Source organism: Salibacterium aidingense DSM 18341 (assembly GCF_000429685.1).
Taxonomy (GTDB): Bacteria; Bacillota; Bacilli; order Bacillales; family Marinococcaceae; genus Salibacterium; species Salibacterium aidingense.
The window spans coordinates 153,719-178,298 of sequence record NZ_AUCI01000009.1; the positions used below are offsets into that span (position 1 = coordinate 153,719).

A 24,580-nucleotide genomic window follows, 5' to 3' on the forward strand; every position below is an offset into this window, starting at 1 on the left:
TGAATGGGAAGCTTTCTCTTTCTTTTTTGTATTAAAGAATAGGGGATAATAAATGCGAGATCGATTCTTTAAAACGAATCCAGAGCGAACGCTTACGATAGTCATCCAGAGTCATTTCACGGGAATATTGCATATCGTTTTGAAAGGTTAATGCCATCCGCTCTGCTGTCGGCCGGTGGTATAAAAACGCATTTACTTCAAAATTGAGGCGGAAACTCCTTACATCAATGTTCGCGGTTCCTACAGAGCAGACCTTGCCATCTACTACGATGGTTTTGGCATGAATAAACCCATTCTCATAAATATAAACATTGGCTCCTGCCTTCAACAATTCTCCGATGTGAGAGTAGGTGGCCCAGTAAACAAAAGGATGATCCGGTTTATCAGGAATCATGATACGTACATCTTTTCCGGATAACGCTGCAATCCGAAGGGCATCCATAAGACTCTGATCCGGAATAAAGTAAGGGGTTTGAATATAAATGGAATCCTTTGCGCCGGTAATCATTTTAATATAACCGTTTTTAATCTGCTCCCATTCCGAATCCGGTCCGCTTGATACAATTTGAGCTGCCATGTCTCCGGCAGCTTCTAACGCAGGAAAAAGGCGGTCTTCATAATGAATGTAATGGTGGTGGGTGGCCTGGTTCCAATCCAGGATAAACCGGGTTTGAAGAGCTTTCACGACCTGCCCGCTCATACGCAGATGGGTATCTCTCCAATAACCGAATCTTGGATTCAAGCCAAGGTATTCATCCCCGACATTAAATCCCCCCAGATAGCCGGTCTTCCCGTCAATAACAACAATTTTCCGGTGATTTCGGTAATTCAGACGCAGATTGATAAGTGGGATACGCCGTGGAAAAAATATCTCGACTTCCCCGCCGGCTTTCTTCAAGCTGGAAAAAAAATTTTTTGATAACTTTCTTGACCCCATTTCATCATAAAGAACACGTACCCTTATTCCTTCCCGTGCTTTTTTGGTTAAGGCTGAAAGCAGCCGGGCTCCTAAATGGTCATGGCGGATAATGTAGTACTGCAGATGTATGTGGTCCGTGGCATTTTCAATATCCTCAATCAACTGGTCAAATTTTTCTTTGCCGTCGGTAAATATGTCCACTTTATTATTCTCGGTCAATAGAGCATCGTTATTGACAAGATGCATATAGATAAGGTCCCTGTAGTCACGGGAATCCGGATCAGAGAAATGAAAGCGCTGTTCGCGGAGGGAAGTGATCTGTTCCTGGATCAGGCCTTCAATTCCGATTTTTTTAATATCTTCCCAGTCAAACAGGCGTTTACGGCTCATGTTCTGTCCAAAAATTAAATATAAAATAAAACCAAGAAAAGGGATGAAAAATAATACCATAAGCCACGCCCAGGTGGATGTTGCATCTTTCTGTTCCAGAAAAATGATGATAACGGCGAAGAAAAAGTTTAAGATAAAAAGAAGACTGATTAATATTGAGTAAATATCCATAGTTTTCCCTGCCCATCTGTCAATTAAAGCACCCTTTTAAACAGGCTCGAAGAACAGCTGTCTAAAGGTCTCGATTTTCACAGTATAACAAAAAATGCCGGGTTCGTCTTTGTAAACTGTGCTCCTAGTAATAAATTCTATCATTTGGTGTACGATATGGTATAAAATGAACGAAGGTATCATTCGTAGGATGTTTTTTAGAAAGAAAGGGGATTATCGGTAAGATGTCCAAGCAGTATGTTGGGATAGACGCTGGAGGTACACTTTCAAAAATAGTATATGCCAAAGGGGAAAATTGGGGATACAAAAAAATGCCCACGAACCGGGTACTGGAGATCCAGGATTGGATAGTAAACTGGTTTACCGAGCCTCATATACATATTACCGGCGGAAAAGCCGGTGTTTTGTTACAGGAATTCCCATATTCCGTTAAAAAGGTAAACGAATTTGAAGCTACCTGTGAAGGAGTACGCTGGCTTTTGGAACAGCATCAATTATCTTCCCAGGTGGGGGAGCAGTTTATGGTGACAAATGTCGGTACGGGGACGTCCATTCATTATGTAGAGAAGGACAGTTATGAACGAATTGGAGGAAGCGGAATGGGAGGAGGCACCCTTCTGGGCTTGTCCTACCTGCTGACAGGGGAAGACGATTATGAGACCATTTTAGAAATGGGACAGCGCGGAAATGGGGATTCCCTGAATGTGACAGTAGCCGATATTTATTCCCACGAGACCCCGCCGATTGCCGGCGACCTCACAGCAAGTAATTTTGGGAACGTGGCAAATATGAAGGATACCTCCTTTTCAAGGGAGGATTACACAGCGGCCATCGTGAGAATGATTGGGGAAACGATCACGACAATGAGTGTACAGGCGGCCGAACGCCTTCATACGGATGCCATTGTTTATATTGGTTCAACATTCGCCGGTCATGATACACTGAAAGAAATAATAAAAGGCTACACCGAGCTGAGAGGAAAAAACGCCTACTTTCTGCCTCATGGAGAATACAGCGGTGCGGTTGGGGCGCTGCTTAACAACGGGTTGAAAAAGGCTGTTTTATAGAGTTCAAAATGGAAGTGAGAGGAGTTTCATGAACACCGAGGAATATAGAAAAGTTTTTTTGAAAGCCATAAACTCTGTAGAAAATATTGCGGCATTATTACAGCCTAAACTGCCAATACTGGGGGAACTGCAGCTAACTTCCCGGCAGGAATCCATCATGATTTTGTTTATTAGACATGAAGGCATGACGTTAGGGGAAATGTCTGAACGGCTGGGTATTTCTAAAAGTGCGGTAACCCAGGCAATTAACAAGCTGGAAAAAGAAGATCTGCTGATTCGTTCCATTAATGAAAATAATAGAAGAGAAGTGACCATGAGTCTCGGCGGAACGGGAAAAAAATTAAAAGAACAATTCGAAGTGTTTGAAGCATCCATTATCGAGGACTATTTTACCCAATTAAACTTGGAGGACTTAAAGCACGGCCTGGAGGTCGTCCAGCAGCTTGAAGGGATCATAAAAAAAGGAGAAATGGATGGGAACGAATGAACGGGGGGGCAAAGCCTCCCCGTTTTTTTGCCTTTGAAAGTCCAGCGGGAGGACATTTATTCCGTTATTTCTTCCATTTTGCCTGTTTATAAGGGCGGATGGGACATTTATTCCGCTATTTCCTCTTTTCAGTGTAAAAGAAGCAGTCCAGAGGCCGGATAGCGGAACAAATGTCCAAAAAAGCTGCCTCAGACTGCTTATTATGCCATTTAGCGGAATAGATGTCCGAAAGGTACGCTGCTCTTATGGGAAAAAGCTCCTGCCTGTTTGGTGAGGCGGTCTGCCGTGATTTCTCCACTCTCGTTTTTCCCTTCATAAAGCTGGTTTAAATTATGAAGAATAAGTGAATAGGACGGGGGACATATTGACAGTACCTCCTTTTATTATTAAATTGGTAAATAGTTAAGTTTCTTAACAGTTTAATGTTTCCGAGAGAAATGCTGCAAAATAAAAACAACAGGGAGGCGGCTGCATGAAACTTACCAATGTATCGATAAGACGACCGAAATTAACCATTGTTGCAATGGTTTTATTCATACTGTTAGGTGCTGTGTCCGTGGTGAATCTGCCGCTTAAGTTGTTTCCCGAAATCAATCCGCCCGTGGGGGCAGTCGTTGCCAGTTATCCAGGAGCCAGTCCGGCAGAGGTGGAGGACAAAGTTACCATTCCCCTGGAAGAAGAACTGTCCACATTATCCGGTCTGGACACTATGACCTCCACTTCCGAAGAAGGAATGGCGCTTGTGATGCTGGAGTTTTCCTGGGATTCCTCGATTGAAGAGGTGGAACAGGATATTATTACATCCATGAACGAAGCCTCTATGCCGGATGATGCAGGCGACCCGAACTTTCTGAAGTTTGATCCTTCGATGATGAGTATGAATCAGATGGCCATTACCTCGGATAATCAGGATATCGAAGCGTTCCAGGATGATGTGAGGGATTTCAGTTCGGATCTGGAAAGAATTGAAGGAGTAGCCAATGTTGATTATTCAGGTGGTGTCACCGAACATTTCGACGTCCGGCTGAATCAGGAAGAACTGGAAAACAACCAATTGACGCAGGAAGATGTGGTCAATGCGGTACAGTCTCATGAAATCACGCTGCCGGGAGGAACGATTGAAACCGGAGACCGCAGATTGACGACCCGCGTTCTGAATCATTTGAATGGGGAGGAGGACTTAAATAATCTAGTTCTTGGAACAGATCCAGAAAGCGGAGAAGACTTGGTGCTGTCGGATGTGGCGGATGTACAATTTACAACAGCAGATCAGCAGGCTGTAACCAGGGCAAATCAGGAACCGGCGATGCAGCTCTCTGCGATGAAAGCCTCCGATGCTAATACAGCCCAGGTCTCGGCTGATTTTAATGAAGAGATAGACAACCTGCTGGAAGAAGAAGAATATGATGATTTAAACGCGATTAGTCTGTATGATGAGGGAGAATACATTCAGGACTCCATTAATAGTGTTTCGATGGCACTGATTTTAGGCGGCGTGTTTGCTATGGTTGTCCTTTTCTTCTTCTTAAGAAACCTGAAAACTCCGTTAATCATCGGTGTTGCGATACCATTTTCGGTCATTGTCACGTTTGGTTTTTTGTATTTTACGGATGTCAGTTTAAACTTGATGACTCTTGGTGGCCTGGCGCTTGGGATTGGGATGCTGGTCGATAACGCCATTGTCGTGATAGAGAACATTTACCGGCATTTATCGATGGGAAAAAATCAGCGTGAAGCTGCTTCAGAGGGAACAAAAGAAGTAGGAGGAGCCATCACAGCTTCTACGCTGACAACCGTTTCCGTGTTCCTGCCGATTGTATTTATCAGCGGGATTGTCGGCAATATTTTCACGGAGTTTGCACTGGCTGTGTCCTTCAGTCTGCTCGCCTCTCTGCTGGTTGCTCTAACCGTTGTACCGATGATGGCAAGCCGAGTGCTGACCCCGCCTGATGAAAATAAAGAAGCAAAGCGTCAGCGTTCTTCCTTTATTAAGGGACTGGAACGGTCGGTAAAATGGGCACTGGGTCATCGGTTTATCACACTATTCATCACCATTTTATTATTAGGAGCCGGAGGAGCAGGACTTGCCGTTACGGGTGTGAACTTCCTGCCGACGACAGACCAGGGCTACTTTACAATAGATGTGGAAATGGACCATGGTACGAACCTGGACAGAACGATAGAGGTCACGGAAGAAATAGAAAGTATACTGGATGATGAACCTGATGTAGCCGATTATATGACGGCTGCCGGAACTTCAGAAGATTCAGCCGGTATGGGCGGCCCGTCCGGATCTCATGAAGCACAGATGTTTGTGACGATGAAAGAGATGGAAAACCGGAACCAGAGTACAATGGACTTTGTCGAAGATATCGAGAGTGAAATAACAGGAGTGAATCCGGATGCTGACATTTCCCTTTCCACCCAGGCCGCAGTAGGAGGTGGAGAAGCAAATACCGTCGAGTTTACGCTAAGTGATGACGATACAGAAGCGTTGGATAATGCAGTGGAGGAAATCAAGGGAGATTTAGAGGACGAATCTGATGTGCGGGGCGTGGAAACGTCTGATGAAGAAAGGGCCCCGGAAATGCAGGTCCGCATCGATGAAGACGCAGCCCGGGATAACGGATTCGCTCCTGCTCAGATCGCCCGTACGGTAGACAATATTACGCGCGGAGAAACGGCGGCCTCTATTCAGACAGAGAACAATGAAACGCATGATGTAGTCGTACAGTATTCAGAGGAGTCTCTCCAAAATACAGAGGACTTACGGAATCTGCTGGTATCAAATGACCAGGGGGATTATGTGGCCCTGGATGACCTGGCTGTGATCGAAGAAGGCGAAGGCCCGGCGGTTATTAACCGGCTCGATCAGGAAGACAGTGTCGAATTCACGGTAAGTTACTCTACAGACACCAGCTTGAATAACATGTCCGGTCTGATCGAAGATACCATTGAAGAGGCAGATGTGGCTGATAGCACAAGCTACGCTTTTTCAGGGGAACAGGAGCTGCTGAATGATGCTGTGAACAGTCTGATGTTTGCTTTTGGTCTGGCGATACTGTTTATTTACCTTGTCATGGCCGGACAATTTGAATCGTTCAAGTATCCATTTGTTGTCATGTTCAGTGTTCCTTTGGTTGTGATTGGAGTCATGCTTGCCTTAACGGCGACCCAGACCCCGCTGAGTGTCACAGTATTTATAGGTTTAATTGTGCTGGCGGGTATTGTGGTCAACAATGCTATTGTGCTGGTCGATTACATTAATCAGCTGAAAGAAAAAGGAATGGCGGCTCAAGATGCCATTGTGGAAGGAGTCAAACAGCGTACCAGGCCGATTCTCATGACGGCAGTGACAACCATTCTTGGTATTCTCCCGCTTGCGCTTGGTATAGGAGAAGGAACCGAAATTCAACAGCCGATGGGGATTGCTGTCATTGGAGGGCTGATAAGCAGTACATTCTTGACATTGTTTGTTGTGCCTGTTATTTACAGTCTGATTGACAAGGAAACCAGAAACATGAATAAACGGTTTGTGACTCCGGATGGACGGGTTATCTATTCTTCTGAGTTAGAAACAAACTCCACTTATGAAAAAGAGGCGGAAAATGGACAGCATTCTTCCTTCCCGGAGAAAGAGGAAGAAGATAACGAAGCATCGAATATGTTCCGCCAGGCAGAAAAAGAAGAACAACTATCAAAAGAGGATATTCTTTATCTTCTTGAACGGATTCTGCGTCATTCCAAAGACGAGGAAAAAAGCAAGCCGGACCAGGACAAAAATAACCGGGAGGAAGAAGACTAAAATGAATGGAACGGGCAGAAAGTTTGACAGGCTTTGACGATCTCGAGTACGATAAAAGAACAAGAAATATTAACGCAATTCCACTAGGGGCGCTAATAAGCTGAGATGATGCCTGGATGCAGGCATCGGTCCCTCAGAACCTGATATGGCTAGTACCATCGGAGGAAAGTGGAGCGAAGGCACAGGTGTATAAGATATAAACGTGCAGCCGCTCTTCTTGAAGGAGAGCGGCTTTTTATATGAAGGAGGAGGAAGAAATGAGAGGAATACCAAGTGTGTTGTCTATAGCCGGCACAGATCCGACAGGAGGCGCCGGCATCCATGCGGATTTAAAAACATTTCAGGAGTGTAAGGCTTATGGGATGGCCGTGGTTACATCTGTTGTAGCACAAAATACAGAAGGCGTGCGCGATGTATGGCACCTTCCGGTAGAAGCGTTGGAAGAGCAGATAAAGGCGGTACTCGAAGACATCCCGCCGCATGTTATTAAGACAGGAATGATTGCCACCCCGGCAATGATTGAAAAAACAGCCGAACTACTGGAGGGGAAAAACATTCCGCTTGTGATAGATCCAGTCATGGTAGCTACCAGCGGCGACACGTTGATGGAAGATGAATCAACGTCTATTATGAAAAATAGATTATTTCCACTGGCCGAAGTAGTTACTCCCAATATGGATGAGGCGAAGCTGTTAACGGGGATCGACATTCAGTCGCAGAAGGATGCCGAAAAGGCTGCCAAACTCCTGGTAGATGAGATGGGTGTCACGGCAGCGGTAGTGAAAGGCGGACATTTTACAGGAGATGCCGAGGATGTTGTTTACTATAATGGAGAGATCGACATAGTGAGCGCCCCGAGGACGGAAACGAAACATACCCATGGAACAGGTTGCACATTTTCTGCTGCTATTGCAGCCAACCTGGCAAGAGGGATGGAAATAAAGGAGGCCATTTCAGAAAGTAAATCATTTATTACAAATGCCATTTCCAATACTCTTGGAATCGGCAGGGGAAACGGCCCGGTCAATCACTGGGGATCACGGTTTTCCAGAGATGAAATCATAAGAGAATAAGGGGGAGGAAGGTTGAAAGCAAAAGAAGTAACTGAACTGCTGGAAAGAGTAAGAACGAATCAACCTTTAATTTATAACATCACTAATATTGTAGTGGCCAATTTTAATGCCAACGGAATCCTTTCTATGGGAGCTTCTCCTGTAATGGCCAACGCCGTGGAAGAAGCAGAAGATATGGCAATGGCGGCGGATGCCCTTGTCCTCAATATCGGCACTCTGGATCGGGCCCAGGTAGAAAGCATGAAACGTGCAGGGAAAGCAGCTAATCAAAAAGGTATTCCTGTTGTGCTTGATCCTGTCGGGGCAGGAGCCACTCCTTACCGTACAAATACAGCCAAGGACTTGTTACAGCTGCTGGATATCTCCCTGCTTCGGGGAAATGCCGGAGAAATTTCTACGATTGCCGGTCTTGACAGTGAGATGAAAGGGGTGGACTCCGCCGGGGTAGACAAAGATACGAAACGAATAGCGGAATATGCAGCAAGGAAATTAGATGTCCCGACAGCAGTAACGGGCCCGGTAGATGCTGTTTCGGATGGGAGCAGCACGTATACCATCTTTAACGGGCATTCTATCATGGCCCGGGTAACCGGGACCGGCTGTCTGGCAAGCGCCGTGGCAGCTTCCTTTTTGAGCCAGGCAGATAATGTATTGGAAGGCACTGCAGCTGCCCTTGGGTATTACGGAATAGCAGCAGAACGGGCGGAAGGTTTTACTGCCGGACAGGGCCCCGGCACGTTCCAGGCGGAGCTGTTGAACGGATTGTATCAGGTGGGCGAAATGGATCTTCGGCAGAATGTAGAAATCAGATGGGAGCATGCTGGTCATGAATAAACAATCGTTGCGTTTATATTTTATTATGGGCAGTACTAATACGAATAAGGACCCGGAGGCTGTCCTGAAAGAGGCTGTTCAGGGAGGTATTACCTGTTTTCAGTTCCGTGAAAAAGGGGAAGGGGCACGGACCGGGGAAGAGAAAAAAAGACTTGCTGTGCAGCTGCAGAAGCTTTGCCACAAAAGTGGTATTCCTTTTATCGTGAATGATGATGTAGATCTGGCGTTGGATATTCAAGCTGATGGTATACATGTAGGACAGGAGGACGTTCCCCTCGCGGAAGTAAAAAAACGCTGTCCCGGAACGATGATCATCGGTGTGTCCGCTAAAACAAGGGAGGAAGCAGAAAAAGCCGTCCAGGATGGAGCAGATTATCTGGGAGTCGGGCCCATGTTTGGTACTACAACGAAAGAAGATGCAGAAGCTCCGATAGGGCCTCAGGCGATTCGTCATTTGCGCCAGGAAGGAATCACCATTCCGATGGTAGGAATTGGAGGTATAGATGAAATCAATGCGGGAGAAGTAATAGAAGCCGGCGCAGATGGGGTGTCCGTAATTTCTGCGATAAGCCGTGCTGTCGATGGGACCCAGGCGGCAGCTTCCCTGAAAAAAGCTGTGCACGGTTGAAAAATGGAGAATCTCATCGCTGAATAATAGGTCGGCCGCAGTGATTGTACATTGGTTATGTTAAGAGGGCAGAGGCAGTACAAAAATCCGAACGATGCCGAATTCTAACGTAGAATGGTAGATAATCGTTCGGATTTTTATCTGGCCTATATGATTTTGTCCCAGTTCCCTGGAGCCATTTTTTTATGAATAGATAAGGTAAACGGCTCCGTCTTCCACGGTGGTCTCAAAGGTTTTAACACAGCCTTCGTCAGCTCCCTGGACCACTCCGTCTGTGACATCTATTTTCCAGTCATGTAAAGGGCAGAAGACATACTTTCCGCTGACCAGCCCTTGAGAAAGGGGCCCCCCTTTATGAGGGCAGTTATTTTCAATGGCATGGACTTCACCCTCTGTCAAAAATACGGCGATGGACTGTTCTCCTACTAACACTTCTTTGGACAAATGCGGCTCTAATTCATCATAATCCATGATGTATATTTTCTTTCCCTGCAGCGTTTCCATCTTCTCATCTCCTTCTTATACAAGTTCTACCGCTTTACGCTCGAACAGTTCTTTGCGTTTGTTTTCGTTGTGAGTAAGAGTTGACCATGGATCTTCCGGTTTGTTTGCCAGGGCATGATCCATCCGTTCTTTATAAAACTGGCGGGTGTCCAGATCATGAATAATTGTCTCACGGATAGGATCCAGTCCCACGCGTTCTACCCAGTGTGATGTACGTTCCAGATAATGGGCATCCTCCCGGTAATATTGGAGAAACGCACTCATGATGTCGAGGAGCTCATCGCCTGATTCGACTTTCACGAGCATATCGCCGCCTCTTAAGTCGACCCCGCCATTTCCTCCGACATACATTTCCCAGGCCCCTTCTACCCCGACGATACCGATATCTTTAATGCCGGATTCAGCACAGTTTCTCGGGCACGCGGAGACGGCCATTTTTACTTTATGGGGAGTGTTGAGACGTTCAAATTTTTTCTCGATGGCGATTCCCATTCCGATGGAATCCTGGGTTCCGAAGCGGCAGAAATCTTCCCCGACACATGTTTTGACGGTCCGGATTGCTTTTCCATAGGCGTGGCCGGACGGCATATCCAGATCAGACCAAATATCCGGCAGATCTTCCTTATTCACGCCAAGCATATCAATGCGCTGCCCGCCGGTAAGCTTTAACATGGGGACTTCATACTTATCCGCCACATTGGCGATTTTCCGAAGCTGTTCTGAATCGGTCACACCGCCGTACATTCTCGGTACAACGGAATAGGTTCCGTCGTTCTGAATATTGGCATGCATCCGTTCGTTCACAAACCGGGAGCGGTCATCATCCTCGTAGGTTTGCGGATGAACCACACCGAGATAATAGTTGATAGCCGGCCGGCATTTGGTGCATCCTTCTTCGTGTTCCCAGCCAAGAACATTCATGACTTCTCGTGGATGGGTGAGCTGCCTGTTCCGGATCTCTTCCTGCACTTGTTCATGGGACATTGCTGTGCAGCCGCATAATGGTTCTACCTGCGTTTCGGTTACTTCCTCTCCGAGAACGGCCTGGAGCAGATCGGAGACAAGTGGCTTACAGCCTCCGCAGGAACGAGAAGCGTTGGTATGCTTTTTAATTTCTTCTACCGAGCTTAAGCCGTCCTGCTCGATCGCCTGGACAATGGCTTCTTTCGAGACCCCGTTGCATCCACAAATCGTTTCGTCCGGAGCCATAGAAAGGACAGGACTTTCGGTACTATCTGCTCCTTCGGAGGGAAGCAGTACCGCTTTACTCATGGAGCTGATATCTTCCTCTTTTCTCATCATATCGAGAAGTCGCGGCGAATCAGAAGTATCCCCAAATAATACGGAACCGACGACTTTGTCGTCCTTCACCATGACTTTTTTGTAGACCCCTTCGAATTCATCATGAACACGAACAGCCTTTTTCCCTTCCCCTTCCATGAAATCCCCGGAAGAAAACACATCCACCCCGGAGACCTTAAGCTGGGTATACAGGAGCGAACCGGTATAACTGGCATTGGAAGCCTCATTACAGAGACGATCGGCCAGAACTTTCGCCTGTTCATACAATGGAGCCACCAATCCATAAGCGATGCCGTTATGTTCAGCGCATTCACCCACAGCATAAACGTTTGGAACATTTGCTTCCATATAATCGTTCACGACAACAGCACGGTTGGTTTCAATGCCGGCCTGCTGCGCCAGATCGATATTCGGTTTGATGCCGACAGCCATAACGACAAGATCGGCATACAATTTGGTCCCGTCCTTAAAGTAAAGCCCTTCAACCCGGTCTTTTCCGACAATCTGCTCGGTCTGCTTTTCCATATGGAACCGCATGCCCTGTTTTTCCAATTCTTCCTGAAGCATGGCGCCGGCTGTGCTGTCCAGCTGACGTTCCATAAGAGAATTTTCGAGATGAATCACTTCGGTTTCCATGTTTAGATTAAGCAGTCCGCGGGCGGCTTCCAGTCCAAGCAGGCCTCCTCCGATTACGGCAGCCCTTTTGTACTGCGAGGATGCGTTAATCATTGTTTCACAGTCTTCAATGTCCCGGAAGGCAATCACGCCTTCTTTGTCTGCTCCCGGCAGAGGAAGCATAAAAGGATTGGAGCCGGTAGCTAAAATCAAACGGTCGTAAGTGGCGGTAACATTTTTTTCACTGCTGACTGTTTGTTTCTCCGTATCAATGGCAACAACCGGGTCCCCGGTATAAAGAGTAATATTGTTTTCTTCATACCACTCGTAAGTGTTTAGAATGATGTCATTCACCTCTGTGTTCCCTTGAAGAACAGAGGAAAGGGAGATACGATTATAGTTTGGATGAGGTTCCTTTCCAAAGATGGTGACCTGGTATCGCTCCGGATCTTTTTTCAGTATCTCTTCTACTGTTCTTACCCCAGCCATGCCGTTTCCTATGACTACTAACTGTTCCTTGTTGTCAGGCATAAAAAGCATTCCTCCTTGGTTAAAGTAAAAAATGTCTATCCCGATGCTTTTCCATTTAAATCGATGTGCCGGCTGTTTTCTTCTGCCAGAAAATATCCCGGCCACTCGTCTGCACGTTCTAAAGGGAGGATCGGCAGAAGAGAAGAAAGAACGGCTGGTCCCTTTTTTTCTCCTGCCATCCAACAGGATAATGGCTGCTCCGTATAGGTGTTTCTCTGCCGCCATGAATTATAAAATTGTTTCCCTTCTTTTGTGGGAGGCATAATAATGTGGCGGATAAAGCCTTCGTCAAGAAGGCGGTCTATTATTTCAAACGTGTTTTCAAAGTAATAACAATCTTCTGATAAAACCGGGTTAATAAATACTTCCAGCCCCAGCGCTTTTAACTGTTCATAAGCCCGTCTTTCGACTTCGTTTTGTGGAAAGGCGAGGATGCCTCCTATACTGAAAGGAGCGAACCACTGGAGCTCTTCGTGCTGCTTAGTAACTTCTCCAATAATAATAATAGATGGGTTGTTCATCTTCTTTTCGTCTATCAGCGAAACAATCGTATCCAACGTGCCGTCCGCTGTACGCTGCTGTCGATGGGAGGCCCATTCTACCACCAGGACATTGGTTTCCGGCGGTTTTCCGTGCTTTATTAATTGATTGGCAATAATGGGGAGACGTTTCATGCCCATATACCAAATGATGGTGTCAGTAGTGGCGGCAAGATTTTCCCAATCAGAAACAGTTTCTAGTGAGGCTCCCTGTCCATGTCCAGTTAATACACGGTACCCATGTGCATGATGACGGTGAGTGAGGGAGACGCCGGCGTAAGAAGCAGCAGCACTGCCGGCTGTGATGCCCGGCACAATCTCATATGGTATACGGCGTGCGGACAGTTCCTCCATTTCTTCGGCCATTCTGCCGAATATGCTTGGATCTCCCCCTTTTAATCGGACCACCTTTTTTCCGTGTTTGGCCTGCACGATCATCTCATGCTGGATATCTTCCTGCCGCAGTGTATGAGCACACGGCTTTTTGCCGCAGTAAATAAGTTTAGCATGCTCAGAAGCGTGTAATAATAGCGCCGGATGGGCGAGCCGGTCGTACAGGACAACATCTGCCCGGCGCAGGCACTCCGCACCGCGGAGAGTAATCAATTCCGGAGAACCCGGTCCCGCTCCTACAATATAGACTGTGCCGTACGAGTTTTTCATAGGGATGGAGTTCCCCTTTCCGTGCGTAGGTTTTATTTCTTTAATATGTATTTTGAGTGTATAGTATCTGCGCTGCTTTTTGTTAAATGACGAAAGGAAATCTAACATACTTTTTAGTTGTTTTGTTCTTCGAAGTTTCTTGTGAAATGGGTGATGAGAGCGGTTATTGTGTATGAGGGGTGCATATTATTTGCACATGTTGCCCATCTAAAACGGAGGTTTGCGGGAGAACGGATGAGGGAAACTCATTTTTGCTGCGTGTTATAAACATAAAAGGAGACATACAGGTGACGGTAGATACGATAATTTTAGGAATTCTATATTTAAGTGTGCAATTATTCGCAAATAAAATAATTTCTTCCAGTACCATCGGTCGTTTTAAATGGCTTTCCTTTTCCGGTGGGGTGGCTGTTTCGTATGTATTCGTGTATGTGCTGCCATCCCTTCATGAAGAACAGGATTCTTTTTCCCAGTCCGGCGGCCTGACAATGGATTCGGAATTATATATTCTCGGGCTTATCGGCCTATTAATATTCTACGGAGTACACAAAGCAGCGGAAAGAGCAGCGAGGAAGCATGAAAAAGGGGAAGGAAGCTTTTTCTGGATACAAATTTCTTTTTTTGCTGTTTATAATATGCTGATTGCTTATAACATCATTGCTTCCGATGTGGAGGGAATAGAGGCGGTATTTTACGGTATAGCTGTTGGTTTGCACTTTATGGCTGTCTCTCATGATATGTGGCGCGAAGACACTGCCAGGTATGAAAAGCTTGGGCGCTATCTCCTGGCAGCCGGTATTTTCGCAGGCTGGTTTATTGGTGCCTTTGCTCCGATGCCGTCTTATATGCTCGCTGTGGTGTTTGCGTTCATCTCCGGCGCCATGATGATGAACGTGCTAAAAAAAGAGCTGCCCTCTGAAGAAAATGCTCATTTCCGAACCTTTTTAGGGGGAGCACTTGGTTATACGATTTTGACGATTGCCCTAAAACTTTTTTTCAACTGGTAAAAGCACAGGTGTTTGATTCTGGGACATGTGTATGATTTTTGAATTTTTATTCGTATGACGCCGTGGTTTTTTATATAATGAAGGTGCACGGACTCATATATATGATTTCAAAGGAGGTTTTTGGAAGCGGTAACAAAAATAATCGAAAGGGGATTGGCACGGCATGCCTGCTATTATTTTAGCATTATTAGGTCTGTTTATATTTGCGATGGGATACCGCTATTATTCTACATTTATCGCAGAACGTATTTACCGCCTGGACCCGGATTTTCAAACCCCGGCTCATCAGTTCAGGGATGGAGTGGATTTTGTACCAACGAATAAATGGGTGGTCTGGGGGCACCATTTTACGTCGGTAGCTGGTGCTGCGCCTATTGTAGGCCCTGCCATCGCAGTATACTGGGGATGGCTTCCTGCGTTTTTGTGGGTGGTCCTTGGAACCGTATTTGCGGCCGGAGTTCATGATTTTGGGACCCTTGTTTTGTCCGTCCGGAACAAAGGGCAATCCATTGGGACACTTGCAGAAAATATTATCGGCCGACGGGCCAAGCTGCTGTTTTTATTCATCATCTTAATCTTAGTATTGATGGTTAACGCTGTGTTTGCCTGGGTTATTTCCAACTTATTTATTTCGTTTCCGGCGAGTGTATTGGCTGTCTTTATTCAGATCCCGCTTGCGGTCTGGATAGGGTATACCATTAATAAAAAGGGAAAAAGAATGCTGGTGCCGTCGCTGATTGCGCTCGCCGTCATGTATATGACCGCGGTGCTGGCGAACGCTATTCCTGCTTTACAGATCGATCTGGTTTCCTATTTCGGCGGGGAAGGTGCTGATGGAGCGTTTGGACTTGACGCGGTCGCTCTTGCATTTCTGATTTGGATCGTTATCCTGATGGTTTATGTCTACATTGCTTCCATTCTACCGGTCTGGAAATTACTGCAGCCCCGTGATTATATTAATTCCCATCAGTTGGTAGTAGGACTGGCTATCTTGTATCTGGGACTTTTGTTTACATGGCCGGCTGCAGAAGTTACTGCTCCGGCAACGCGGGACGTGGCGGATGTATCCTGGTTTCCGCTGCTGTTTATCACGATAGCCTGCGGAGCGATTTCCGGCTTTCATGGGCTGGTGGCTTCCGGGACCTCTTCGAAACAGTTAAATAAAGAAACGGATGCCAGGCTGGTCGGTTATTTAGGAGCGGTAGGAGAAGGGTCGCTTGCGCTGATTACGATTCTGGCCGTGACGACTTTTTTTGCCACGCAGGGAGATTTTCTCTCCAGTTATGAAAACTTTGATATGGCCAATGCGAACGGTCTCACCTATTTTGTCAGCGGGGCCGGCCAGCTGGCGACAGCAATCGGTCTAACAGAAGGAATAGCGGAAACAATTGTGGCGGTGATTGTAGTAAGCTTTGCGGCAACGACACTGGATACATCGGTCCGCTTAATGCGCTATATTATTTCAGAACTCGGGCAGGAATATAAAGCACAGGCCTTAACGAAGAAACACGTGGCCACAGGACTTGCAGTTGGAGCAAGTGCGCTGCTTGTGCTGCTCCCCGGCGACCGTGGTTTTGGTTCCGGCGGCTATTTGTTATGGCCTTTGTTTGGGACGACCAACCAGCTGCTTGCGGCAATCAGTCTGCTGCTGATTTCGATCTGGCTGCGCAGGAAAGGCCGAAATTTCATATTTACCTTTATTCCAATGGTCTTTTTGTTATTTATGACGCTGTGGGCCATGGTCAGCCAAGTCGTCTTCCAATGGTCCTGGCTTGGAGAAGAAGGTATACAAATGGTGTTGTTTATCTTTGGGGCGGTTATTCTAGGGTTTGCCGTATGGATCCTGCTTGAAGCGCTGATGATTTTCCGGAAGGAACCGCCAAATTCAAAGCCTGATCAAAAGTAACAGCTATCAGGGCCTGCGAGCGGCAGGCCCTGCCTTTTCGGAAGGAGGAAATGACATTGGCAGATAAAGAGAGGAACTTAAAAAAACTGATAGAGCTTTATGACGAAGTCTTGAGCCTCCCCCACCGTGCGGAAATAAAACGGGAAATCAGGGATGAAGACGACCTTTTTCTGCTACTCTGCTTTTCCGAACTGCTGGGCATTCCCAACCCGGTTTCCTATTACACGCTGGAATTGTATCCAGAAATGATCGAGCGTTTTCATGACTGGCATTTACGGATGGGGATGGAGAAATCCCCATTAACTGGAATCCGCTGCTGTTAAGGAGTTGAAAGGATGGACAAGCTGTTTCAGCATGAGATTGTATTTTTTGGCGGCAAGGGCGGCGTTGGAAAATCCACTTCTGCGTCTGCTTTTGCTCTTGCTGCCGCAGATGAAGGACAAAAGACTCTGCTCGTCTCCACCGATCCAGCCCATAATTTAGGCGATCTTTTTGATAAGACCATCGGCGATAATGCTACATCGCTTTCTGCTAATTTATGGGGAGTGGAAATAAGTTCGGAAGAAGAAACGAGACGTTATATCAACGGCGTAAAAGACAATCTAAAAGGTCTGGTAAAATCTCACATGGCTGAAGAAGTAAACCGGCAGATTGATATGGCTGCTGTTTCCCCAGGGGCCGAAGAAGCGGCCTTGTTTGACCGGGTGGTGAAAATCGTACTGGAAGAAAAAAAGGAGTATGATCTGATTGTTTTTGATACAGCGCCCACGGGACATACTGTCCGTCTTCTCTCGCTGCCGGAACTGATGGAAGCGTGGATAGAGGGAATGCTGCAGAGGCGGCAGGCGGTTAACGAAAATTATTCCCAATGGCTTCACGATGGAGAACCGGTGGCAGACCCCATTTATCAAACGCTGATGGAACGTAAAGACCGGTTTTCAAAAGCCCGGCATACCTTAATGGATAAAAAGAAGACCGGTTATGTGTATGTATTAACTCCGGAAAAGCTTCCCATTGTTGAAACCGGGCGGGCCCTGCAGCTGCTTGACCATACGGAGCTGAAAGTGACTACGCTTATCGTTAATAAATGCATGCCCGAGGAGGCGGGAATCAGTCATTTTTTTGTTCAGAGAAGAAAGCAGGAAGAAGTCTACAGAAAAAAAATAGAGGAACGGTTTCCAGATCGGCGTAAACTATACCTGCCTTTGCAGGAAGAGGACATCTCTTCCAGAACCACCCTTGAAACGATGAAAGAAAATCTTATTCAGGCACTGAAATCAAACACTTGATCTTGCGGACGTCCTTCTTATATTCTATTTCTATAACAAATAGAAATGGTGGCAACGATAATGAAATTTGTTCCGTTTCAAAAAGAAGATTATGAGCAATTAAAGTCCTGGATTCCGGATGCCTCCTTTTTATTGCAGTGGGCCGGACCCCAGTTTTCCTATCCACTGGATGATGAACAGCTCGATCGTTACGTGGGGGGAGAAGATCAGCCCAACTTGGAGCGGCTTGTATATAAAGTAGTCGAAGACGACACGGTCATCGGTCATATTTCCCTGGGAATGATCGATCGGGAGAACCGCTCTGCCAGAATCGGAAAGGTGCTCGTAGGTGACAGCGGGGCTAGAGGCCGGGGCACCGGTTCCCAAATGATAGAGAAGATGTGCGGGATTGCCTTTGATGAGATGGGTCTGCATCGAGTCAGTCTAGGAGTGTGGGATTTTAATCAGGCGGCGGTGCGCTGCTATGAAAAAGCAGGTTTCATCCATGAAGGACGAAAACGGGATATTCGCAAATTTGAAGAAGAGTTTTGGTCTATGTATGAGATGAGTATGCTCGAAGAAGAATGGAAGAAACAAAAGAAAGCCCCATTATGAGGAAGACGCTGAAAAACCATATATCGTTTATTTATCATTTTCAATGTATATAGGTCGCTGGCTCCCTTTCACCTCCAGGGTACAAGGACGGCATTGGCGCCCTTCGGATCGCCGTGTCTTCTTTGCGGTTGGCATGGCCTCCGCCTCCCTGCAAGTGCCTTGCAGTCTGCTGTTCCCGCAGGAGTGTCGCCTTCTGCGGTCACACCTTGCGTGTTGATATCATAGTCCCTGTATTTATAGGCATACTACTTTTTGAAATATGGATTTTTTGAGTGGCTTCGTTAGGAGGAGGGGCTTTCTTTTTGAATCGCTTCGACCGATTTAATCTGCCTGCCAATCAATTCTCTGGGTATAAACTGCCAGCCATTATGGGTGACCGCGTCGCCTTCCTTAATATTGTGCTTTACAGAGAGAAGCCAGCCGCCGAGTGTATCCACGGGTTCTTCTTCTATATCAAGCGAAAGCCTGTCATTCACATCTTCCAGAAGCACCTTTCCGTCCAGCAGAAATTGAGAGTCCTCGTCGTTCAACGGCTGGATAAATGGGTTTTCGTTTTTATCCAGCTCATCTCTCATTTCTCCCACGATTTCCTCTAGTATGTCTTCGACAGTTACGATACCGGCTGTTCCGCCGTATTCATCGAGCAGCACAGCCATATGCGTTTGGTCGGCGCGCATTTTGACAAGCAGCTCTGTCAGCGGTGTGGATTCAATGACTTGAATCATCGGCCGGAGATAGGAGGAGAGGTCAATGTTTTTATCCGGATGCGAGGCCAGTGCCCCAAGCACTTCTTTGGCATGAATCATGCCGGCGATATGATCTTTATCTTCCATTACGACCGGATACCTTGTGTAGCGTTGATTGGACACCGTCTGCATAATGTCTTCCATAGAATCCTGCAGGGATACAGTGACCATTTCTGTGCGGGGAATCATGATTTCCCCGGCAGATCGGTTGTCAAATGCAAAAATACGGTTCACAAAATCATATTCAGCCTTGTTAATTTCCCCTTTTTCCAGGCTTTGCGAAAGAATAATACGCAGTTCTTCTTCCGTATGGGCCGTCTGATGTTCGGAAGCAGGCCTTATACCAAAAACACGGGTTAACAGTTGGGCTGAACCGTTTAACAACCATATGAAAGGATACATGATTTTATAAAACCAGATAATGGGTGTTGAAAATGTCAAAGCGATAGCTTCCGCTTTTTGGATAGCAAAGGTTTTCGGAGCAAGTTCCCCCACCACGACATGCAGGTAGGTGACAAGAACAAAGGCAATGGCGAAGCTTAAAAAGGATGTTGCCGCTTCCGGCATTGGGAAAGCCGTGAACAGCGGGTGCAGAAGTGTTTCCACCGTGGGTTCTCCCAGCCACCCGAGCCCCAGGGCTGTAATTGTGATACCAAGCTGACAGGCGGAGAGATACTCATCGAGTCCGTCCATCACTTTCTTAGCAGCTTCTGCCTTCGTATTTCCCTCTTCTATCAATTGTTCAATTCTCGAGCTCCGGGCTTTAACGATAGAAAATTCGGTAGCAACAAAAAAAGCAGTCAGGATAATAAGAAGAATTAACAAAACAATATTAATATAAAGCATTAGCCGACCCTCATTATTATGATGTCTTTTTCTATAGAGTGGCACAAATAAAGAAAATTACTCTTCATAAAAAAAAAGAACTGCTCTAAAGGCTGAGCAGTTCCCGTACATCCTCTTCCGAAAGGGAGGATAAATTTGTTTCGCCGGATTGGATCACTTGATCAAACAATTCTTTTTTCTTTTCCTGCAGCTCTTGAATCTTCTCTTCAATCGTACCCTGGGAAACGAGCTTGATGACCTGTACGCTCTGTTTCTGGCCGAGACGATGGGCCCGGTCTGCCGCCTGGGTTTCGACAGCCGGGTTCCACCAGAGGTCAAACAGAATAACAGTATCGGCTCCAGTCAGATTCAACCCAGTTCCTCCCGCCTTAAGAGAAATAAGAAACGCTTCTTTTTCCCCCTCATTAAACTGTTCCGTCATTTGTACTCGTTCCTGGCCGGGAGTCTGCCCATCCAGATAAAAATAGGAATAGCCGCTCGTGTTGAAAGCGTCTTTGATAAAGGAGAGCATCGTTGTAAATTGAGAGAAAATAAGAACCCGGTTACCGTTTTCTCTGGCATCTTTCATGAAATTCATCAATTCTTCCAGCTTTCCAGATCCTCCGCTGTACTCCTCAAGAAACATTCCCGGATGACAGCAGAGCTGACGAAGTCTGGTCAAATTGGCTAAAATATTCATCCGGTTCTGTTGAAAAGCTCCGCTCTGGAGCTGGCCAGCTGTTTCCTCTTTAATCCGGTTCAAATAAGCGACATAGGTTTCCCGCTGCGGTTTGGTTAAATCACAGTAAAGGGTGGTTTCAATTTTTTCCGGGAGTTCGGTCAGAACTTCTTTTTTCGTTCGTCTCATAATGAAAGGAGAAACACGGTAGCGGATGGTATCAGGGTTCATATTTTTGAACGTCTGGACATCCGGAAAAAGGCCCGGCATAAGAATCGCAAACAAGGACCACAGCTCATCAATTTTATTTTCAATAGGGGTCCCGCTTAAGGCAAACGCCTTTTCTGTCTCTATATGGCGGACGGCACGGAATGTCTTGGATGTATAATTTTTTAAGGCCTGGGCTTCATCCAGAATCAGGCCGTGGCAGATCAGACCGTTGTACATGTCAACATCCCGGCGTAAAAGCGGGTAAGAGGTGATGAGAATATCGGCTTTTTCTGCGGATTCCAGCTGTTTCCGCCGCGCGGCCTTGTTTCCATCCACCAACCGCACGTTAAGCTCCGGTGTGAAGGTCTCGGCTTCTTTTTTCCAGTTATAAACGAGCGAGGAGGGAGCAACGACCAAAAATGGCGGCACCTCCGGGCGTTCTCTTCGTTCCGACAATATATAACTCAGCGTTTGAAAGGTTTTGCCTAGCCCCATATCATCTGCCAATATTCCTCCAAATCCATAGGCGGATAAAGCCTTCAACCACTGAAACCCATTAATTTGATAGTCCCGGGCTTCCCCCTGTATCCCATGTGGAAATGGGTGCTTAAATTGTTCGGGAGTTTGAATATCGCGAAGCAGCTTTTCTACACTTTCACTTTTCTGCCACTGGCGGCCGGTGTTCAGGTGTTTATCTGCCTGGAAGGCTTTGTAGGACGGGAGGCGCAGCGTGTTCTCCTCCCAGTCTTCGGGTTGGGCCCCTGTATCTTCCAATAGTTCACGGAAGCCCTGCAGCATCTCATTGTCCAGCGGGACATAACGCCCGTCTGAGGTTTTATGGTAGTTTTTTTTCTCTTTTAAGGAAAGCATCAGCTCATAGAGTTCTTTCTCATTCAAGTCATCGGTCTGAAACGATATGTCCAGCCATCCCAGTGATTCATCAAGAGTAGAATCGATGGAAAAGGATTCCGGAGAGACAAGCATACGTTCGACATCTCTGCTCATAAAAATGTCCGCCTTTTCCTTCAGCTGGGGAAGCAGATAGGTGAGAAAATAATACACAGAGGCCTCATCGGATAAGGACAAGGCCTGCCCGTTCCAGTGAAAGCCGGCAGATTCAATTAATTGCAGCACTTCTTCCTCTTTTTTGGAATCCCTGATAAGAAGCGCCCCGCCGGCTGATGCGTCCCTGGATTCCGTGACGGCATGCAGGGAATGCGGACCGTAGGAAAAAAGAGGATCGGCCTGGATCGTATGGTCCTTTTTATCCAGATATATTTTGGCTTGCAGCGGATATTCTTCAACGGTGTCTTTTACCTCCGGTTCGAGGGCAAGACGTCCCTGCTCCTTCAGATTCGTTACCACAGAGGAATACACCTGCTCCAGTTCGGTGTGTTCAAGCGGCAGCCTCCCTTTGGGGGTGTCCATCAACATATGAAATAACAGCTGGGCGTGTTGGTCTTCCCCGGTGGTTTCGTATAGACGGTCATTCCAAATATAATAAGGAGTCAAACTTACTTTGCGCGGCGGATATTCGAAGGAGGAGTAAGACAAGTAGTACTGCCCTTCCTGCCGCTTTAATTGGAATTCCCCTGGCCATTGTTGTTTGACGGTGAGGGGAACAGGAGTACCAATGGAAGGCTTGACAAGCACATTGGTACAATTCCGCAAAGCTTCCATTACCGTTTCAGCAGCTACCGGGGGAACGGTGATTTCAGAACGTCCTCTGCTTTCCCCGTACATGAAACTGGTCTGCCGGTGCGCCCATTTCTGATTTCGCAGTACATCCTCTAATTTTCGAAGCACGTTTAAATCCGTTTCTTCAAAATAATGGTACGTGGGATCAAACGTGAAACGTTTTGTGAATGGCAGCAGAGAACGCTGCCGCATTGCCGATAGCAATGCTTCAATATCTTTCACAATATAAAGTTTGTCTGTGCCGATTTTAATTTGTATGGAAAAATACTGTTCCTGCGGCTGAAAGTAATCGGTATGAAAGGTGAGCGTGAATTCTGTCTCCAGTGCTTCTCCAATGGATTCGACGGATTGCATGCGTCCGGCAAAATAATCCACAAATAATTTTTTTAAGGAAGCGGTCTCCTCTTGTTCATTGCCCTGTTGATTAATAGCAGCACGGCGTCCTCCTCTTTTTTTGGAGGAGGAAGAGGATTCCTCCGGGGAGGCAGTGGCCAGCAGCACGGCAGTAATATGCTTGCATACTTTCATCCCGTCTTCATGAGCCGGGCAGGTACAGGCGTACTCCTGGAGCTCCCCGTCCTCGTGAAAAAGCAGGTGGACGGTATAGGGGAGGGACCCTGTGACGACAGCTTTTAGTTTGGTGAAGGATCCTGCTGTATTTTGTTTTATATCACCTACCCGGTTTTCCCTCCAATAGGATAAACCGCGTGAATATATGGTCGAACCGGCCAATTTCCGGATTTCTTCTTTTGATAAGAAACGCACGTTTCTTCCTCCTTCATGTAAAAAACCATACCTTCTATTCTAACATATTCCTCCGGGAAAGAAGAAAAAGAAAGGAGCCCTTTACAAGGCAGTAGTTCTGCTGAAAAATAGAAGATAACCCATAATGAGATTGGAGAATGAAATGAATAAAGAGTGGATAATAGAACAGGCCAAAGAAAAAGCTGAAGCATTTTTTCGTACGGGAGATCCTGCCCACGATTACTGGCATGCTCATCGAGTTGCAGTCTGGGCAGTGAAACTGGCCGGGGAGGAAGGAGCAGACGCATTTGTGTGTGAGCTGGCGTCCTGGCTGCACGATATAGCGGATGCCAAACTGAATGAATCAGAAGAAACAGGTCTTTTTCATGTAGAAGAGTGGCTCCGGGAGTATGTGAAAGACGAAAAAACGGAACAAAAAGTCATGGGAATTATAGCAGCCATGTCTTTCCGCCACGGGGACTCAAACGAGATGACAAGTTTGGAAGGGCGCGTGGTACAAGACGCGGACAGACTGGACGCTGTCGGAGCGATTGGGATAGCCAGAACCTTTGCTTATGCAGGGAAAATTGGAGAAACCCTGCACCGCCCCGATCTGCCGGGCGGAGAAAAACGCGAGACAGCGCTCGAACATTTTTATAATAAACTGCTCCGGTTGAAATCATTGATGAATACAAAAACAGCCTCTGAAATAGCAAATACCCGCCAGAAATTTATGATCAGTTATTTAGAACAGTTTTACAGCGAATGGGAAGGAAAAAGATAACCGCGGTGCCAAGCCTTCGTCGTTTGAAGGCCCGCAGGGTGCAGGCCAGACAGATGTCGGTCCAAGTTCAAAGAAGCAGGGGACATTTTTTCCGTTATTTCTTTAATTTTTGGTATTTTGGAGACGGGATCGGACATTTATTCCTTTATTTCCCCTTTTCAGTGCAAAAGAAGCGGTCCAGAGTCCGAATAGCGGAACAAATGTCCGAAACAGCCGCCGCAGGCCGATTATTCTCTCATTTAGCGGAATAGATGGATCTATGTCAAGAAAGTAGACACCTTTTTTTATGATTTGTCCGTTATAAAACGGAACGGACGCAGGTTTTTTCCCACCTGTCAGGATAGATGATGCCGCGGAAGCGTCAAGCTCAAACCGCTTGACCCATCCGCTCTATCATCTAGAGCGGTGGTTAAGGAAAAAAGTACTCTCCTGCCTGCATTAGGAGGTTTCTACGGGCGCTCGACTCCGCAGAACCTGCTGTTTATAATACTGCACCGGGGTCAAATAGTTCAGGGTACTGTGGATACGCTTGCGGTTGTAAATCAGTTCAATATAGCGAAAAATCTTGTC

At 46.6% G+C, this 24,580-nt stretch carries 19 protein-coding genes and 1 riboswitch; of the genes, 12 read left to right on the forward strand and 7 right to left on the reverse strand.

The annotated features are described in order from the left end of the window. Positions 1–31: 31 nt before the first annotated feature. Positions 32–1,480 (reverse strand): cardiolipin synthase, encoded by a 1,449-nt coding sequence (gene cls, locus G475_RS0110835; protein WP_026701320.1) that lies wholly within the window; start codon positions 1,478–1,480, stop codon positions 32–34. A 224-nt stretch (positions 1,481–1,704) separates the two neighbouring features. Here cls and coaW point away from each other — a divergent pair, with 224 nt between their 5' ends. The 6 genes from coaW to thiE all read left to right on the forward strand — a co-directional run bounded on the left by coaW (position 1,705) and on the right by thiE (position 9,374). Next, complete coding sequence (coaW, locus tag G475_RS0110840; protein ID WP_026701321.1) at positions 1,705–2,547, forward strand: type II pantothenate kinase; 843 nt, start codon at positions 1,705–1,707, stop codon at positions 2,545–2,547. Positions 2,548–2,575: 28 nt separating this feature from the next. Next, positions 2,576–3,034, forward strand: coding sequence for a MarR family transcriptional regulator (locus tag G475_RS0110845; RefSeq protein WP_026701322.1), 459 nt, complete (start codon positions 2,576–2,578; stop codon positions 3,032–3,034). Between the two features lie 472 nt (positions 3,035–3,506). Then, entirely contained in the window at positions 3,507–6,839 is a 3,333-nt protein-coding gene (locus G475_RS0110855) for an efflux RND transporter permease subunit (RefSeq protein ID WP_026701323.1), read from the forward strand. A gap of 75 nt (positions 6,840–6,914) precedes the next feature. Further along, positions 6,915–7,023: riboswitch (TPP riboswitch) on the forward strand. Positions 7,024–7,096: 73 nt separating this feature from the next. Beyond that, complete coding sequence (gene thiD, locus G475_RS0110860) at positions 7,097–7,912, forward strand: bifunctional hydroxymethylpyrimidine kinase/phosphomethylpyrimidine kinase (RefSeq protein WP_026701324.1); 816 nt, start codon at positions 7,097–7,099, stop codon at positions 7,910–7,912. 12 nt (positions 7,913–7,924) lie between these two features. Further along, complete coding sequence (gene thiM, locus G475_RS24785; protein ID WP_035710892.1) at positions 7,925–8,746, forward strand: hydroxyethylthiazole kinase; 822 nt, start codon at positions 7,925–7,927, stop codon at positions 8,744–8,746. Then, positions 8,739–9,374 (forward strand): thiamine phosphate synthase, encoded by a 636-nt coding sequence (gene thiE, locus G475_RS0110870; protein ID WP_026701325.1) that lies wholly within the window; start codon positions 8,739–8,741, stop codon positions 9,372–9,374. Before thiM ends, thiE begins: the two co-directional genes overlap by 8 nt. Before the next feature lie 183 nt (positions 9,375–9,557). Here the strand turns inward: thiE and nirD are convergent, their stop codons facing one another. The 3 genes from nirD to cobA are packed head-to-tail and all read right to left on the reverse strand — an operon-like array spanning position 9,558 to position 13,528. Continuing rightward, complete coding sequence (gene nirD / locus G475_RS0110875) at positions 9,558–9,878, reverse strand: nitrite reductase small subunit NirD (RefSeq protein ID WP_026701326.1); 321 nt, start codon at positions 9,876–9,878, stop codon at positions 9,558–9,560. 15 nt (positions 9,879–9,893) lie between these two features. Continuing rightward, entirely contained in the window at positions 9,894–12,326 is a 2,433-nt protein-coding gene (gene nirB, locus G475_RS0110880) for a nitrite reductase large subunit NirB (protein WP_026701327.1), read from the reverse strand. 35 nt (positions 12,327–12,361) lie between these two features. Next, entirely contained in the window at positions 12,362–13,528 is a 1,167-nt protein-coding gene (gene cobA, locus G475_RS26790) for a uroporphyrinogen-III C-methyltransferase (protein WP_084414083.1), read from the reverse strand. Between the two features lie 287 nt (positions 13,529–13,815). Here cobA and G475_RS0110890 point away from each other — a divergent pair, with 287 nt between their 5' ends. The 5 genes from G475_RS0110890 (at position 13,816) to G475_RS0110910 (ending at position 18,324) form a co-directional block, all read left to right on the forward strand. After that, positions 13,816–14,535, forward strand: a complete 720-nt coding sequence (locus G475_RS0110890) for a hypothetical protein (protein WP_026701328.1) — start codon at positions 13,816–13,818, stop codon at positions 14,533–14,535. 163 nt (positions 14,536–14,698) lie between these two features. Further along, on the forward strand, positions 14,699–16,441 hold the full coding sequence (locus G475_RS0110895; RefSeq protein ID WP_026701329.1) for a carbon starvation CstA family protein: 1,743 nt from the start codon (positions 14,699–14,701) through the stop codon (positions 16,439–16,441). A 56-nt stretch (positions 16,442–16,497) separates the two neighbouring features. Continuing rightward, positions 16,498–16,764, forward strand: coding sequence for a cory-CC-star protein (locus tag G475_RS0110900; protein WP_407636200.1), 267 nt, complete (start codon positions 16,498–16,500; stop codon positions 16,762–16,764). A gap of 12 nt (positions 16,765–16,776) precedes the next feature. Next, positions 16,777–17,730: an ArsA family ATPase gene (locus tag G475_RS24795; RefSeq protein ID WP_035710898.1), complete on the forward strand. Its 954-nt coding sequence runs from the start codon at positions 16,777–16,779 to the stop codon at positions 17,728–17,730. 60 nt (positions 17,731–17,790) lie between these two features. Continuing rightward, a complete protein-coding gene (locus tag G475_RS0110910) occupies positions 17,791–18,324 on the forward strand; it encodes a GNAT family N-acetyltransferase (RefSeq protein ID WP_324603214.1) in 534 nt (177 codons plus the stop codon). 281 nt (positions 18,325–18,605) lie between these two features. Here the strand turns inward: G475_RS0110910 and G475_RS0110915 are convergent, their stop codons facing one another. Both G475_RS0110915 and G475_RS0110920 read right to left on the reverse strand, forming a co-directional pair. After that, positions 18,606–19,916, reverse strand: coding sequence for a hemolysin family protein (locus G475_RS0110915; protein WP_026701332.1), 1,311 nt, complete (start codon positions 19,914–19,916; stop codon positions 18,606–18,608). A gap of 85 nt (positions 19,917–20,001) precedes the next feature. Further along, positions 20,002–23,247 carry a DEAD/DEAH box helicase gene (locus G475_RS0110920; protein ID WP_026701333.1) on the reverse strand — a complete coding sequence of 1,082 codons (3,246 nt, stop codon included), beginning with the start codon at positions 23,245–23,247 and terminating at the stop codon, positions 20,002–20,004. A gap of 124 nt (positions 23,248–23,371) precedes the next feature. Between G475_RS0110920 and G475_RS0110925 the strand changes: the two genes are divergently transcribed. Beyond that, positions 23,372–24,010 carry an HD domain-containing protein gene (locus G475_RS0110925; RefSeq protein WP_026701334.1) on the forward strand — a complete coding sequence of 213 codons (639 nt, stop codon included), beginning with the start codon at positions 23,372–23,374 and terminating at the stop codon, positions 24,008–24,010. A 438-nt stretch (positions 24,011–24,448) separates the two neighbouring features. Here the strand turns inward: G475_RS0110925 and G475_RS28015 are convergent, their stop codons facing one another. After that, positions 24,449–24,574, reverse strand: a complete 126-nt coding sequence (locus tag G475_RS28015; RefSeq protein WP_407636188.1) for an IS3 family transposase — start codon at positions 24,572–24,574, stop codon at positions 24,449–24,451. Between the last annotated feature and the right edge of the window lie 6 nt (positions 24,575–24,580).

Coding starts and splice junctions, on each gene's coding strand:
- cls (WP_026701320.1), bottom strand. CDS start 1,480: ATGGATATTTACTCAATATTAATCAGTCTTCTTTTTATCTTAAACTTT.
- coaW (WP_026701321.1), top strand. CDS start 1,705: ATGTCCAAGCAGTATGTTGGGATAGACGCTGGAGGTACACTTTCAAAA.
- G475_RS0110845 (WP_026701322.1), top strand. CDS start 2,576: ATGAACACCGAGGAATATAGAAAAGTTTTTTTGAAAGCCATAAACTCT.
- G475_RS0110855 (WP_026701323.1), top strand. CDS start 3,507: ATGAAACTTACCAATGTATCGATAAGACGACCGAAATTAACCATTGTT.
- thiD (WP_026701324.1), top strand. CDS start 7,097: ATGAGAGGAATACCAAGTGTGTTGTCTATAGCCGGCACAGATCCGACA.
- thiE (WP_026701325.1), top strand. CDS start 8,739: ATGAATAAACAATCGTTGCGTTTATATTTTATTATGGGCAGTACTAAT.
- nirD (WP_026701326.1), bottom strand. CDS start 9,878: ATGGAAACGCTGCAGGGAAAGAAAATATACATCATGGATTATGATGAA.
- nirB (WP_026701327.1), bottom strand. CDS start 12,326: ATGCCTGACAACAAGGAACAGTTAGTAGTCATAGGAAACGGCATGGCT.
- cobA (WP_084414083.1), bottom strand. CDS start 13,528: ATGAAAAACTCGTACGGCACAGTCTATATTGTAGGAGCGGGACCGGGT.
- G475_RS0110895 (WP_026701329.1), top strand. CDS start 14,699: ATGCCTGCTATTATTTTAGCATTATTAGGTCTGTTTATATTTGCGATG.
- G475_RS24795 (WP_035710898.1), top strand. CDS start 16,777: ATGGACAAGCTGTTTCAGCATGAGATTGTATTTTTTGGCGGCAAGGGC.
- G475_RS0110910 (WP_324603214.1), top strand. CDS start 17,791: ATGAAATTTGTTCCGTTTCAAAAAGAAGATTATGAGCAATTAAAGTCC.
- G475_RS0110915 (WP_026701332.1), bottom strand. CDS start 19,916: ATGCTTTATATTAATATTGTTTTGTTAATTCTTCTTATTATCCTGACT.
- G475_RS0110925 (WP_026701334.1), top strand. CDS start 23,372: ATGAGATTGGAGAATGAAATGAATAAAGAGTGGATAATAGAACAGGCC.